The organism is Micromonospora haikouensis (assembly GCF_000876225.1).
In the GTDB taxonomy this organism is placed as follows: domain Bacteria; phylum Actinomycetota; class Actinomycetes; order Mycobacteriales; family Micromonosporaceae; genus Micromonospora; species Micromonospora haikouensis.
Map to the genome: position 1 here is coordinate 2,372,730 of NZ_JXSX01000001.1, position 13,243 is coordinate 2,385,972.

Genomic DNA, 13,243 nt, shown 5'->3' on the forward strand with positions numbered 1-13,243 from the left:
CCCGCCCCGCCCGGCCCCCGACCGGTCGGAGCGCCCCCGCCCGGCCCCGTCACAGGCCCGTCCGTTCCACCCGGGCGGTGCGGGCGTCCTTGCGGACCTCGAACCGGACCGGGATGCGTTCGGCCAGCGCCGGCACGTGGGTGACCACGCCGACCATCCGGTCACCCCGGGCGGCCAGGCTCTCCAGGGTGGCCGCCACCGTGTCCAGGGTCGCCGCGTCCAGGGTGCCGAACCCCTCGTCCAGCACGATCGACTCCAGGCTCGCCGCCGTGGTGGACAACCCCGCGAGCTGCTCCGACAGCGCCAGCGCCAGGGCCAGCGACGCCTGGAACGTCTCCCCGCCGCTGAGCGTGCGCACCCCGCGCCGCAGCCCCGCGTCGTGGTGGTCGACGACGAAGAACTCGCCCTTGTCGTGCACCAGGTCGTACTGGCCGCCCGACAGCTCGCGCAGGATCCCCGACGCGCCGTCGACCAGCAGGTCCAGCGCCTCGGCCAGCAGCCAGCGCTCGAAGTTGTTGGCCCGCAGGTGCCCGGCCAGCGCCCGGGCCACCCGGGCCTGCCGCTCGTGCCCGGCCCGCTGCTCGCGCAGCTCGGCGGCCTGCTCGCGGCGCTCCACCAGCCGCCGGTGGGCGGCCTCGGCGCGCTCCACGGCGACGGTGGCCGCCCGCACCGGGTCGTCGGTGGCGGCCAGCCCGGCGGCGGCGAAGATCTCCGCGATCCGGTCCTGCACGGCCGCCACGGCGGCCTCCGCCCCGGCGACCGCCTCGGCCAGCCCCGGCCGGTCCGCGCGCCGCCGCGCCGCCTCCCCGCCGGCCCACCCCGTCAGCGTCGCCCAGGCCGCGGCGACGTCGTCCCGGTCGGCGGCCGGCGGGCCGAACCGGGCCAGCCCGTCGCGGGTCGCGTCGAAGTCCCGCCACGCGCCGCGCAGCCGCTCCTCGGCCGCGTCGAGGGCCCCCCGGGCCCGCCGGGCGGCGTCGCGCCCCGCCCGCACCGCGCCCGCCGCGTCGTCGAGGGCCCTGCGCAGCCGGGCGTGCTCGGCCAGGTCGTGCCGCAGCGCCGCCGGGGCGGCGGCACCGGCGAGCTGGTCGTCCAGCTCGGCCAGCCGGTCCCGCAGCTGGTCGTGCTCGGCGCGGGCCCGCAGCAGCACCCGCTCCACGTCCCGGGCCGCCGCGTCGCGCTCCTGCACCACCCGCTGGGCCGCCTGCGCCGCCGCCCGCGCCGCCTTCCCGGCGGCGGTGGCCCGCGCCACCGCCGAACCCGCCGGCACCGCCGGCACCCGGGCCACCACCTGCTCGCAGACGGGGCAGGCGGCCCCGTCGACCAGGTGCGCCCGCAGCGCCACCGCCTGGTCGGTGGCCTTGGCCTCCTCGTGCGCCCGGAACGCCGCCTCCAGCTCCGCCTCGGCCCGCTGCGCCGCCGCCCGCGCCTCCTCCAGCGCGGCGACCGCCGCGTCGTGCTCGGCCTGCGCGGCCGTCACCGCCGTGGCCACCGACCCGGCCTGCCCGGCGAGCCGGTCCCGGTCGGCGTGCGCCTTCAGCAGCAGCCGCAGCGCGCTCTCGTCGCCCGCGCCGGCCAGCTCGCCGCGCAGCTTCTCCTCGCGCTCCTCGGCCAGCGCCACCGCGCCCGCGGCCTCGCCCACGCCGGCCCGCGCGTCGGCCACCGCCCGCGCCACCTCGGCCACCCCGCCGGGCGCGCGCACCCCGTCGAGCACGGCCAGCTCGGCGTCGAGAGCCGCCAGCGCCGCGTGGGCGTCCCGCGCCGCCGCGCGGGCCGCATCCCGCTCCGGTACGGCCGCCGCGACCGCCCCGGCCAGCTCGTGCGCCCGCCCGATCTGCTCCCGCGCCCCGGTCAGCGCCGCGTCATCGACGTCGGCGAGCCCGCCGAGGACCCGGTCGACCGCCTCCAGCCGCGCCTCGGCCCGCCCGGCCCGCTCGGTGGCCCGCCGCTGCACCTCCTCGTAGACGCCGAGGCCGAGCAGGTTCACCAGGATCTGCTGCCGGGTCGCCGGCCTGGCGTGCAGGAAGTCGGCGAACTGCCCCTGCGGCAGCACCACGCAGCTGGTGAACTGCTCGTACGGCAGCCCCACCGCCTCCAGCACCGCCCGGTCCATCTCGGCCGGGGTGCCGGCCACCACCTCGCCCAGGTCCTCCGGGCTGAGCCCGGTGTCCAGTTTGGTCACGTCGAACCCGGCCGGCATGAGCTGCAACCCGGCGTTGGCGGTCTTGACGTTGCCCCGGCCGTCGCGGCGCACCACGCGGGTCGCCACGTAGCGGTCCCCGGCGGACTCGAAGACCAGCCGCACCCGCGCCTCGGTGGCGGACGGGGCGAGCGCGTTGCCCAGCCCCCGCGTCCCGCCCCAGCGGGGCACCGTGCCATAGAGGGCGAAGCAGATGGCGTCGAGCACCGTGGACTTGCCGGAGCCGGTCGGGCCGACGAGGGCGAAGAAGTCGGCGTCGGTGAAGTCGACGGTGGTCTCGTCGCGGAAGACGGTGAAGCCCGCCATGTCCAGTCGCATCGGGCGCATCAGCGGTCCACCTCCTCGAACAGCTCGTCGAACAGCTCCCGGACGTCGGCGTCGTCGTGCCCCCGGCTGTCGAGGTAGTCGGCGAACAGCTCCCGGGGCGACCGGCCGGCCCGCTGGGCGGTGCGGGCGCCGCTGCCGGGGGCCGGCACCAGCTCCGGGTCGATCCGGATCTCCAGGGCCCGGGGCAGCAGCTCCTGCACCTCCTCCCGCAGCCCGGCCCGGGGCTGCTCGCGGACGAACACCCGCAGCCAGCCCTCCGGCGGGGCGATCTCGGCGAGCTGGGCGAGGGTGCCCCGCACCGTGCGCAGCGGCACCGCCGCCGGCACCGGCACCTCCCGGATGCGCGCCGCGCTGGTCGCGGTCACCTCGACGACCGTCACCGACGGGACGTTCTCCTGCTCGCCGAAGTCGACGGCGAGCGGGCTGCCGCTGTAGCGGATCGGGCAGGGCCCCGACACCCGCTGCGACCGGTGCAGGTGGCCCAGCGCCACGTAGTGGGCGGTGCCCGGGAACACCGTCGCCGGCACCGCGTAGCCCAGGACGGTGTGCGCGTCGCGCTCGCCGCCGCCGGTGGTCGCCCCGACCACGGTGAGGTGGGCGGTGACCAGGTGCACCCGGTCGGGCTCGTCGAAGCCCTCGGTGAGCCGGCCGAGCACCCGGCCCAGGTGGTCGGCGTACGTCTGGGTGGCCTCGGCGGCGGTCAGCTCGTACATCTCCACGGCCCGCACCGCGTAGCGCTGGGACAAGAACGGCAGCGCGGCCACCCGCCAGCGCTCCCCGCCGGCCGTCGTGCCGTCGATGACGTGCTCGTCGGGGTTCTCCCGCACCCCGCCGCGCAGGGTGATGCCGGCGGCCTCGGCCCACGGCCGCAGCGCGTCGAGGGCCTGGCCGTTGTCGTGGTTGCCGCCGATGGCCACCACGTCGGCGCCGGTGCGGCGCAGCGCGGTCAGCGCCCGGGTGACCAGCCGGGTCGCCTCCGGAGTGGGCGCGGCCGTGTCGTAGAGGTCACCGGCGACGATCACCAGGTCGGGGCGCTCGGCGCGGGCGACCTCGATCACCCCGGCGAGGACCTGCTTGTGCTCCTCGGCCCGGGACTGCCCCTTGAGCACCTTGCCGACGTGCCAGTCCGAGGTGTGCAGGATCTTCATGACTGCCCCCTAGAACGGGATGTCGTCGTCGCTCGTGCCGCCGCCGGAGCCGACCACCGCGAACGGGTCGGCCGCCCCCGTGATCGACCGTAGCGTCTCCGAGGGCGCGCGACCGGCCTCGGAGACCCGGGTGGCCCACGCCGGGAAGGGGAACTCCAGGCAGAGCGGGACCGGGATGTCGGGCTGGTTGACGAACATCGTGCCCGGCTTGGCCAGCAGCGCCCGCTGCCGCTGGGCCGGCGGCAGGAAGCCGTATTCCGGGCGGGACGCCTCGGCCGGGTCGAGCCGGCCGACCACCCGGATCGCCGAGTTGGTGACGATGCGCCGCTCCACCTCGCTCGCGGTCTGCTGCGCGCCGACCAGGATCACCCCGAGCGAGCGACCCCGCTCGGCGATGTCGAGCAGCACCTCCTTGATGGGGGAGGAGCCCTCCCGGGGCGCGTACTTGTTGAGCTCGTCGAGGACGACGAAGAGCAGCGGCTTGGCCGTGCCCGCCTTCTCCTTGCGCTCGAACTCGCTCTTGAGGGTCACGCCGACGACGAACCGCTGCGCCCGGTCGGGCAGGTTGTGCAGGTCGACCACGGTCACCTGCGCGGACTCGCTGGTGTTGATGCTGTGCGGGCGGCGGGTGGCGAGGTCGCCCCGGATCAGCCGCCCCAGGTCCTTCTTGCTGCCGATGAGCCGTCGGGCGAACGCGTTGACCGTGCCCAGCCCGACGGCGCTGCCGGCCCAGTCGCCCCGGGTCTCGTCGTCGTTGAGCTGCTCGACGATGTGGTCGACCAGGTCGGTGTAGGACCCGAGGCGCACCCCGTCGACGCTCACCCCGCCGTCGGCGGGCTGCGCGTAGCGGGCCAGGTGGGCGGCGACCGAGTGGACGACCATCGTGTACTGCTGGCGCTCGTCGTCGGCGTCGGCGAAGACGTAGGGCAGGAGGCGGTCGGCGCAGAACTCGCTCAGCGTCCAGTAGAAGCTGTCCACCCCGGTCAGCCGGCTGCTCACGTCGGGGGTGCCGGAGGAGTCGCCGACCCGGGGCGGGGCGTAGACCCGCACATCGGGGAATGCCCCGGCGCTGAGCCCGAGCCTGGCGTAGCCGGCGCGGGTGGCGTCGTCGAGGCGGGTGTTGGGGTGGTCGAGGAACAGCAGGTCCTCGCCCTTGACGTTGAAGATCAGCGCCTTGGCGTTGACCGCGTCGCCGCCGAGCACCCCGGAACGGAAGACCGAGTAGAGCAGGAACGTGGCGAAGCTGGTCTTGGTGGCGACCCCGGAGATGCCGGAGATGGAGACGTGCGCGCCCCGGGTGCCGTCGAGGAAGTCGGCGTTGAGGTAGACGGGCACCCCGTCGCGGCCCATGCCCATCGGGATGCGCCGCTCCATCCGGTCGAAGTGCAGCGCGCGGGCCCGCGCGTCGCCCTCGGCCCGGTGCACCACCGCCCCCGGCGTCGGCGGGACGTAGACCTCCGGGTCGACCCGGGTGGTGGTGATCTCGGCGGCCTCCTGCACCATCGCCGGCAGGGTGCCGTCGGCGATGGCGAACACGTCCGAGTCGAACTGGGCGCCCTCGTGCCGCGCCCGCACCTGGGTCACCACCCCGGCGATGGTCACCGGCTCGCGGTCGGGCATCTCGCGGCGGGTCACCACCACGTCGTCGAGCTGGAGGTAGCTGCCGGGGGCCACGGCCGTCCAGAACGTCAGCGGGGTGGCGTCGGCGGTGCCGAGCACGCGGCCGACCCCCTCGCCGGGGCCGGTGGACCCGTCGTCGGTGATCGGCAGGCTCTCGGTCATCGGCCCGCTCCCGTCAGCTGGTCGTCTCGGTCACGGCACACGAGGAGCATCCTGCCGCAGGGATGTGACAGGTTGCCACGCGACGCGGCGGACGCCACCCTCCGCCCGGTACGCGATCACTCGTCGCATTCCTCCGAACGCGCACGGTGTCGCAAAATTTCTCGTCGCAGAGGTGACACGAACCGGTTGCTCGGCGCAACAATGACACCGGCACTCATCGAGGATCTTCGTTACGTCGATGTTTCGGGGTGTGCCCCTGCGGCCCGCCACCTGCGGGCCGTGGGCCGGCCCGGCGGCCACCACCGCCGGGTCACCGCCGGTCGGCACCCCCTTCCGACCGGCCGTCGATCGAAGGCAGGAGCCTCATGCGTCGTACCACTGTCCTGGCGGGCCTGGCCTCGGCCGCGCTGCTGGCCACCGCCGTGCCCGGCGCGGCCGTCGCCGCCCCGGCCGCCGCCCCCTCCGCCGACGCGTTCACCCGCGCCGTCACCCAGCTGAAGTCCCACGCCGGCGACGCCCTCGCCGGCGACGGGCAGAGCTTCACGCTGAAGAACGTCGCGACCGACGCCGACGGCACCGAGCACGTCCGGCTGCACCGTTACCTCGACGGGCTGCCCGTGCTCGGCGGCGACCTGGTCGTGCACCTCGGCAAGGGCGGCGCCTGGCGCGGCGCCAGCCAGACCCTGACGGCCGCCCCGCGCCGCGCCGACCGCTCCGCGCGGCCCGCCGTCGGCGAGGCCGCCGCCGGCCGCGCCGCCCTCGCCGCCTCCACCGCCACCGCCCGCCGCGTCGACGGCACCCAGCTCGTGTACGACGCCGACGGCGCGCGCACGGCCCTCGCCTACGAGGTGGTCGTCGGCGGCGTGTACGCCGACGGCACCCCCAGCGAGCTGCACGTGCTCGTCGACGCCGCCACCGGCGGGGTCCGCAGCTCCTGGGAGGGCGTGCAGCGCGAGGGCACCGGCAACACCCTCCACTCCGGCACCGTGCCGCTGGGCACCACCGCCTCCGGCAGCACGTACCAGCTCACCGACGGCGCCCGCGGCGGCCACAAGACGTACGACCTGAACGGTTCCACCAGCGGCACCGGCACCCTCGTCGCCAGCGCCACCAACGTCTTCGGCGACGGCACCACGGCCAACCGGCAGACCGCCGCCGCCGACGCCCACTACGGTGCGGCCGTCACCTGGGACTACTACAAGAACACGTTCGGCCGCAACGGCATCCGCAACGACGGCGTCGCCGCCTACAGCCGGGTGCACTACAGCACCAACTACGCCAACGCGTTCTGGAGCGACTCCTGCTTCTGCATGACCTACGGCGACGGCGGCTCCGGCTTCGCCCCGCTGACCTCCCTCGACGTCGCCGGCCACGAGATGACCCACGGCGTCACCAGCAACACCGCCGGCCTGGTCTACAGCGGTGAGTCCGGCGGCCTCAACGAGGCCACCAGCGACATCTTCGGCACCCTCGTGGAGTTCTCCGCCGCCAACGCCAGCGACCCCGGCGACTACCTCATCGGCGAGAAGCTGCGCAGCACGCCGCTGCGCTACATGGACAAGCCCTCGAAGGACGGCTCCTCGGCCGACTGCTGGTCCACCACCCTGCGCTTCAAGGACGTGCACTACTCCTCCGGCGTGGCCAACCACTTCTTCTACCTGCTCGCCGTCGGCAGCGGCGCGTCCGCGTACGGCAACAGCCCCACCTGTGACGGCAGCACCATCACCGGCATCGGCAACGCCAAGGCCGGCGCGATCTGGTACCGCGCGCTGACCACCTACATGACCTCGCGGACCAACTACGCGGGGGCCCGCACCGCCACCCTGTCGGCCGCCGCCGACCTGTACGGCGCCAGCAGCGTCGAGTACCGGACCGTCGCCGCCGCCTGGACGGCGGTCAAGGTCGCCTGACCCGATCGGAGTACGGCGGGGGCGGCGACGTCCCCGCCGTGCCGGAACCGCCCGCGGCCCCGGCCCCGCGCCCCCGCCCCGCCTACGAAGCGGCGGCCGGGGCCGGGGCTGCGTCGGCGTCGGCTTCGGCGTTGGCGTTGGCGTTGGCTTCGGCTCGGGCTTCGCGGGCGTAGCGGAGCATCAGCACGCCGTCGGCGGCGGCCAGCACGTGTCGCAGCGGCAACTCCCGGTGCCCGCCGGCGGGCCCGGCGGCGATCCGCCCCGGCCCGGCCCCGGCGAGCAGCGGCGCGACCGTGAGGCAGACCTCGTCTACCAGGTCGGCGGCGGTGAGCGCGCCGAACAGGTGCGGGCCGCCCTCGCAGAGCACCTGCGAGAGGCCGCGCCGGCGCAACTCGGCCAGGCCGGCGGCGAGATCCACCCGGTCGGCCCCGCAGCGCACCAGGTCGGCCACCTCGGTCAGGCCCGGCGGCGCCTCGGCGGCGGCGTGGGTGAGCACCACCGGGCGCACCGGCGCGTCGGCGAAGGCGGCCTGTGCCGGGTCCAGGTCCAGCGAGCCGGAGACCACCACCAGGGTCGGATACTCGGCCAGCCCGTGGGCGCGCCGCCAGGCCCGCCGCGCCGCGTCGAGCCGCACCGCGCCGTACCCCTCGTGGCGCAGCGTCCCGGCGGCCACCAGCAGCCCGTCGCAGAGCATCCGCAGCAGGCCGAAGACCCGCTTGTCCGGCACGCCGGACAGCCCCGCAGAGTAGCCGTCGAGCGAGACCGCGCCGTCGACGCTCGTCACGAAGTTCACCCGCAGGTGGGGCCGGTCCGTCCGGCCGTACAGCGCGGTCAGCTCCGCGTCGTCCAACGGGGTCGCCGACGGGGCCGGCCAGAGACGGGAAATCGCGGCTTCGGCGCTCATTCGCCGGCCGGACCCGTGACCGGAGGGGTGGGTTCGGGGGTACGGTGCTGGCAGTCGCACCACTTCCGGCCCGGGCATTCGTCGTGCCGCCGTTCCCGGCAGGCTCGGCAGATCATGCCGGCAGCCTATGTCGTGATGGAAGGGGGCAGCACATGCCACGTCAGATATTCCAGCTGAAGGTGTCCCTCGTCGGAGTCCACCCCCTCGTCTGGCGGCGGGTGCTGGTCCCCGCCGGCTACACGCTGGACCGGCTGCACCGGGTCGTGCAGCACGCGATGGGCTGGCGCGACTGCCACCTGCACTCGTTCGAGATCGACGGCACGCAGTACGCCGAGCCCGACCCGGACGGGGAACTGGCCGTGCGCGACGAGCTGGACGTCCGGCTGGACGCGGTCGTCGGCAAGGGCAGCCGCTTCCACTACACCTACGACTTCGGCGACTGGTGGGAGCACGACATCCTCGTCGAGGACGCCGTCACCGCCGACCCGGACGAGCGGTACCCGACCTGCCTGGCCGGCGAGCGGGCCTGCCCGCCGGAGGACGTCGGCGGTCCGGCCGGACACCAGGTGCTGCTGGCCGCGCTCGTCGACCCCGCACACCCCGAGCACGAACGGCTGCGGGACTGGGCCGGCGACGCGTACGACCCGGACGCCTTCGACCCGGGCCGCGCCGCCACCCTCCTGCGCCACCTCTGCTGAGGCGCGAACGCTTCGGCAGCGGAGGGCTCCTACCTGACACTCGGCTGGGCGAGGTGGAGACGCCGCCGGCCGGGCCCCGGTGATCGGGGCCCGGCCGGCGGCGTGTGTTCGCTGGGTCAGCTGTTGTTCCAGTGCTGGGTGACGAGGTCGGCGGCCTGCTGCTCCCACTGCGCGTACGCGTCGGGGTAGGCCGAGACCTGCACCGTCTGGGCGGCGTCGGTCAGCGGCATGTCCTGCCAGCCGTCGACCTGTCGCAGGCCCTTGAGGAACGCGGTGGTCGCGTACTCCGGGTCGGTGATCTGCTCCGGCGAACCCCAGCCGCTGGAGGGGCGTTGCTGGAACAGGCCGAGGGAGTCGTGGTCGTTGCGGTCGCCGAGGTGACCCAGGTTCTGCAGCTTCGATTCCTGCAGGGCGGTGCCGATGGAGATGACCGCGGCGCGTTCGTCGAGGCCGGTCTTCTTGGTGGCGGCGATGATGGCCTTGGCGTTGGCGGTCTGCTCGGCGTCGAGGCCGATGCGCGACTGCGTGCCCTGCACGCCGTGCGGGATCAGCTTGGCCGTGTCCACGGCGGCGGTCTTGTCGGCCTGCACGGCGGCGACGGGCCGCGCGTCAACAGTGCCGGTGCCGGTGTCGGTGGTGGTGTGGTGGTTCAGGGGGCCGGCGGCGAGGCCACCGGCGAACGCGAGTCCGGCGATGCCGAGGACGCTCTTACGCAGGATGGTCGTGTTCATGGGGGTGACTCCTATCGGGGGGTCGACACCGGCCCGTAGGGGTGGGCGGGTGTGAGCACCACGTCGAGGCGCCCGAACAACGAACAAAAGGGGGAAAGAAGAAGGAGGAGGGGTTCGGCTGCCTTGCGGCGCCGGGTCCAGGTGTAACGACCGGCGACCGGCCCCCATTCCCCGGGGGTGACAACCCGGGTGGCGGGGGCGGGTCCTGCTGGATCCGGGGGGATCCGGGATGCTGCTGCGGTCGTCCATCAGGTGTAACGCCCCCGCCCCGGCCAGGATTCCGGCCCGGAGGTGCCGCCCGTCACCAGCCCGACCCCGGCCCCGCCCACCTCGACCCACCCCGCCCCACACGCGCCCCGCCGGGTCGGACAATCCGCCCATTCCGGTGGAGGGGTGACGGGATGTCGGGCAGGTGGGGGTATCCCGGCGCGTTGATGCCGCCATGTCACCGACATGAAGTCGATCAACCCAGCCACGCCCAGCCCCGGCCCGCTCCGCCCCGTGCTGCCCCGCCCCGTGCTGCCCTGCCCCGGCCCGGCTCGCCCGCCCCGGGGTCCGCCGGTCATCCCGGCCCGCCCCGCCCCAGTCGCGCCCACGCCGAAGCTGCCCCACGTCGCCCCACGCCGGACCCGCCCCACGCCACCGCGCCCGGTCGGACAAACCGCCCAACCCGGTGGTCGCGTGGCGTGATGTCGGGCAGGTGGTGGTATCCCGGCGCGGTGATGCCGCCATCTGCCCGACATGACGCTCCGGGGCAGCTGCCGGTGCGCCGGCGGGTCGCGTCGCTCAGACGCGCCGCAGCGATAGTTCCGACACACGGCGGTAACGATCTGGGAACGCTCCCAACGGCTTATTGACACCTCGGGGACTCTCCTCCAGTCTCATGGGAGCGCTCCCGGGGCTGTGTTGCGGATCTCTCCGCTACGGCGCCGGGCGTCGACCGTGGGCTCCGGCCGCCGGCCGCGAGCGCCTGCACAGCACCCCCCACCACATGACACAGCCTCACCACCGAAAGAGGGGTCTCGGATGAGCGTCCCAATCCGTCGCCGGCGGCTCGCGGCCATCGCGCTCGCGTCCGTCGCGATGATCGCCACCACTTCCGCCTGCGGCAGCGACGACGAGGGCTCGGGCAGCAGCGACGACCCGATCAAGCTCGTCGTCGACGTCTTCGGCGACCAGGGCTTCGGCTACGACGAGCTCTACAAGCAGTTCGAGTCGGAGCACCCGAACATCAAGATCGAGCAGCGGGGCAAGGGCCTCGGCCTCGGTGACTACAACACCCGCCTCACCCAGCAGATCACCGCCGGCGCCGGCGCCGGCGACGTGGTGGCCCTCGAAGAGGGCACGATCGTCCAGTTCTACGCCCAGGCCGGCAAGTTCGTGAACCTGGCCGACCACGGCGCGAACGACCTCAAGGCCAACTTCCTGCCGTGGAAGTGGGAGCAGGGCACCACCCCGGACGGCACCGTCCTCGGTCTCGGCACCGACGTCGGCTCGATGGCGCTGTGCTACCGCAGCGACCTGTTCAAGGCGGCCGGCCTGCCGACCGACCGCGAAGAGGTCGGCGCGCTCTGGCCGACGTGGGACCAGTTCATCGCCGCCGGCCAGAAGTTCGCCGCCGCCGACAAGAAGCACAAGTTCGTCGACTCGGCGACCAACTTCTACAACGTCGTGCTGATGCAGACCGCGGGCAACGGCTCCGGCTACACCTACTACGACAAGAGCAACAAGCTGGTCATCGGCGAGAACCCGGACGTGCGGACCGCGTACGACCTCTCCACCAAGATGATCGCCGCCGGCCTGTCGAACAACCTCCAGTCGTTCTCGAACGAGTGGAACGCCGGCTTCAAGAACGGCACCTTCGCCACCATCGCCTGCCCCGCCTGGATGACCGGTGTCATCAAGGGCCAGGCCGGTGACTCCGCCGCCGGCAAGTGGGACGTCGCGAAGGCCCCCGGCAACGGCGGCAACTGGGGCGGTTCCTTCCTGGCCGTGCCGAAGTCCAGCAAGCACCCCAAGGAGGCCGCCGAGCTGGTGAAGTTCCTGACCAGCGCCAAGGGCCAGATCGAGGCGTTCAAGAAGGTCGGCAACCTGCCGTCGTCGCCGCAGGCCCTGGCCGACCCGGCCGTCGCCGACTCGACCAACGAGTACTTCACCAACGCCCCCGTCGGCAAGATCTTCGCCGCCGGTGCGAGCGAGCTGAAGCCGGTCTACCTCGGCCCGAAGAACCAGGCTGTCCGTACCGCCGTGGAGAACACCCTGCGCGCCGTCGAGCAGGGCAAGCCCGCCGCCGAGCAGTGGGAAGCAGCGCTGAAGAACGGCGAGGCCGCCGGTAAGTGACCGGCCGAACCGAGCACGGGTGGCGTCGACAGGCGACTGTCGGCGCCACCCGCGGTGCCCGGTAAGCCCCGGTGCGCCCGCGTGGCCGGGCCGGCAATCCCCGGCGCCGCCCACGCGGCCGGGCCGGCAACCCCCCGGCACCGCCCGCGCGGAAGGCCGGTAATCCCCCGGCGCCGCCCGCGCGGACGGGTCGCGCCGACCGACGAGAAGGACCGTCGATGAGCCTGGACCTCCACACCGCAGCGCCCCCCGGCGGGGGCGGTGAACCCGCCCGCCCCGCCCGTGCCGCGCACCGTCGCCCGGCCTCTTTCACCCGGCTGGACCTGAAGTTCTCCCCGTACCTGTACGTCCTGCCGTTCTTCGTGATCTTCGCGGTCTTCAGCGCGTACCCGATCGTCTACACGGTCTGGATCGCGCTCACCGACCGGTCGCCGCTGAACGCCACGATCAGCTTCGTCGGCCTGGACAACTTCGTCGAGCTGCTGACCAACGACCCACAGTTCTGGAACGCGGTCGTCAACACGTTCGGCATCTTCCTGCTCTCCACCGTGCCGCAGCTGATGCTGGCGCTGGTGCTGGCCAACGCGCTGAACCGGAAGCTGCGGGCGCAGACCTTCTTCCGGATGGCCATCGCGATGCCGATCATCACCTCCACCGCCGTGGTGGCGCTGATCTTCTCGATGATCTACGCCAAGGAGTTCGGCCTCGCCAACTGGCTGCTCGACATGGTCGGCATGGACCCGATCGACTGGCGGGCGAACCGCTTCGCCTCCTGGTTCGCCATCTCCACCATGGTCGACTGGCGCTGGGTGGGCTACAACGCCCTGATCTACCTGGCCGCCATGCAGTCGATCAGCAAGGACATGTACGAGGCGGCGGCGCTGGACGGCGCGTCGCGGCGCCGGCAGTTCTGGTCGATCACCATCCCGCAGCTCCGCCCGACGATCATCTTCACGCTGATCGTCTCGACCATCGGCGGGCTCCAGCTCTTCACCGAGCCGCTGATGTTCACCAGCGGCGCGGGGGCGCTCTCCGGCGGTTCGGAGGGGCAGTTCCAGACCATCACCATGTACCTGCTCGACGTGATGAACACGCGGTTCCGCTGGGGGTACGCCGGCGCGGTCGCCCTCGTGCTGTTCCTGCTCATCGCGCTGGTGTCGTTGGTGAACTACCTGCTCGCCCGCCGCATCAGTTCCGACAAGTGAG

9 protein-coding genes are annotated in these 13,243 nt (G+C 73.8%); 4 read left to right on the plus strand and 5 right to left on the minus strand.

The genetic code is table 11. From position 1 onward, the window contains the following. Positions 1 to 49: 49 nt before the first annotated feature. From TK50_RS10435 to TK50_RS10445, 3 genes are read right to left on the minus strand one after another with little or no spacing between them, the layout of a single operon-like run. On the minus strand, positions 50 to 2,524 hold the full coding sequence (locus TK50_RS10435) for an AAA family ATPase (RefSeq protein WP_043962565.1): 2,475 nt from the start codon (positions 2,522 to 2,524) through the stop codon (positions 50 to 52). Then, positions 2,524 to 3,672 (minus strand): exonuclease SbcCD subunit D, encoded by a 1,149-nt coding sequence (locus TK50_RS10440; RefSeq protein ID WP_043962566.1) that lies wholly within the window; start codon positions 3,670 to 3,672, stop codon positions 2,524 to 2,526. The genes TK50_RS10435 and TK50_RS10440 overlap by 1 nt, the downstream gene beginning before the upstream one ends. Positions 3,673 to 3,681: 9 nt before the next feature. Further along, complete coding sequence (locus TK50_RS10445; RefSeq protein ID WP_043964232.1) at positions 3,682 to 5,436, minus strand: ATP-binding protein; 1,755 nt, start codon at positions 5,434 to 5,436, stop codon at positions 3,682 to 3,684. A 383-nt stretch (positions 5,437 to 5,819) separates the two neighbouring features. Here TK50_RS10445 and TK50_RS10450 point away from each other — a divergent pair, with 383 nt between their 5' ends. Then, positions 5,820 to 7,364: a M4 family metallopeptidase gene (locus TK50_RS10450; protein WP_043962567.1), complete on the plus strand. Its 1,545-nt coding sequence runs from the start codon at positions 5,820 to 5,822 to the stop codon at positions 7,362 to 7,364. Positions 7,365 to 7,446: 82 nt separating this feature from the next. On the opposite strand, the gene TK50_RS10455 is transcribed toward TK50_RS10450, so the two are convergent. Further along, the gene (locus TK50_RS10455; protein ID WP_082106241.1) at positions 7,447 to 8,268 is read right to left on the minus strand and encodes a pyrimidine reductase family protein; all 822 of its coding nucleotides are present in this window, start codon (positions 8,266 to 8,268) and stop codon (positions 7,447 to 7,449) included. A gap of 152 nt (positions 8,269 to 8,420) precedes the next feature. On the opposite strand from TK50_RS10455, the gene TK50_RS10460 reads away from it, so the two are divergent. Beyond that, entirely contained in the window at positions 8,421 to 8,966 is a 546-nt protein-coding gene (locus tag TK50_RS10460) for a plasmid pRiA4b ORF-3 family protein (protein ID WP_043962568.1), read from the plus strand. A gap of 116 nt (positions 8,967 to 9,082) precedes the next feature. Here TK50_RS10460 and TK50_RS10465 read toward each other — a convergent pair whose 3' ends face one another. Continuing rightward, positions 9,083 to 9,697 (minus strand): hypothetical protein, encoded by a 615-nt coding sequence (locus TK50_RS10465; protein ID WP_043962569.1) that lies wholly within the window; start codon positions 9,695 to 9,697, stop codon positions 9,083 to 9,085. 1,026 nt (positions 9,698 to 10,723) lie between these two features. On the opposite strand from TK50_RS10465, the gene TK50_RS10470 reads away from it, so the two are divergent. Next, the gene (locus TK50_RS10470; protein WP_043962570.1) at positions 10,724 to 12,037 is read left to right on the plus strand and encodes an ABC transporter substrate-binding protein; all 1,314 of its coding nucleotides are present in this window, start codon (positions 10,724 to 10,726) and stop codon (positions 12,035 to 12,037) included. Positions 12,038 to 12,255: 218 nt separating this feature from the next. Continuing rightward, the gene (locus tag TK50_RS10475) at positions 12,256 to 13,242 is read left to right on the plus strand and encodes a carbohydrate ABC transporter permease (RefSeq protein WP_043962571.1); all 987 of its coding nucleotides are present in this window, start codon (positions 12,256 to 12,258) and stop codon (positions 13,240 to 13,242) included. Position 13,243 lies beyond the last annotated feature (1 nt).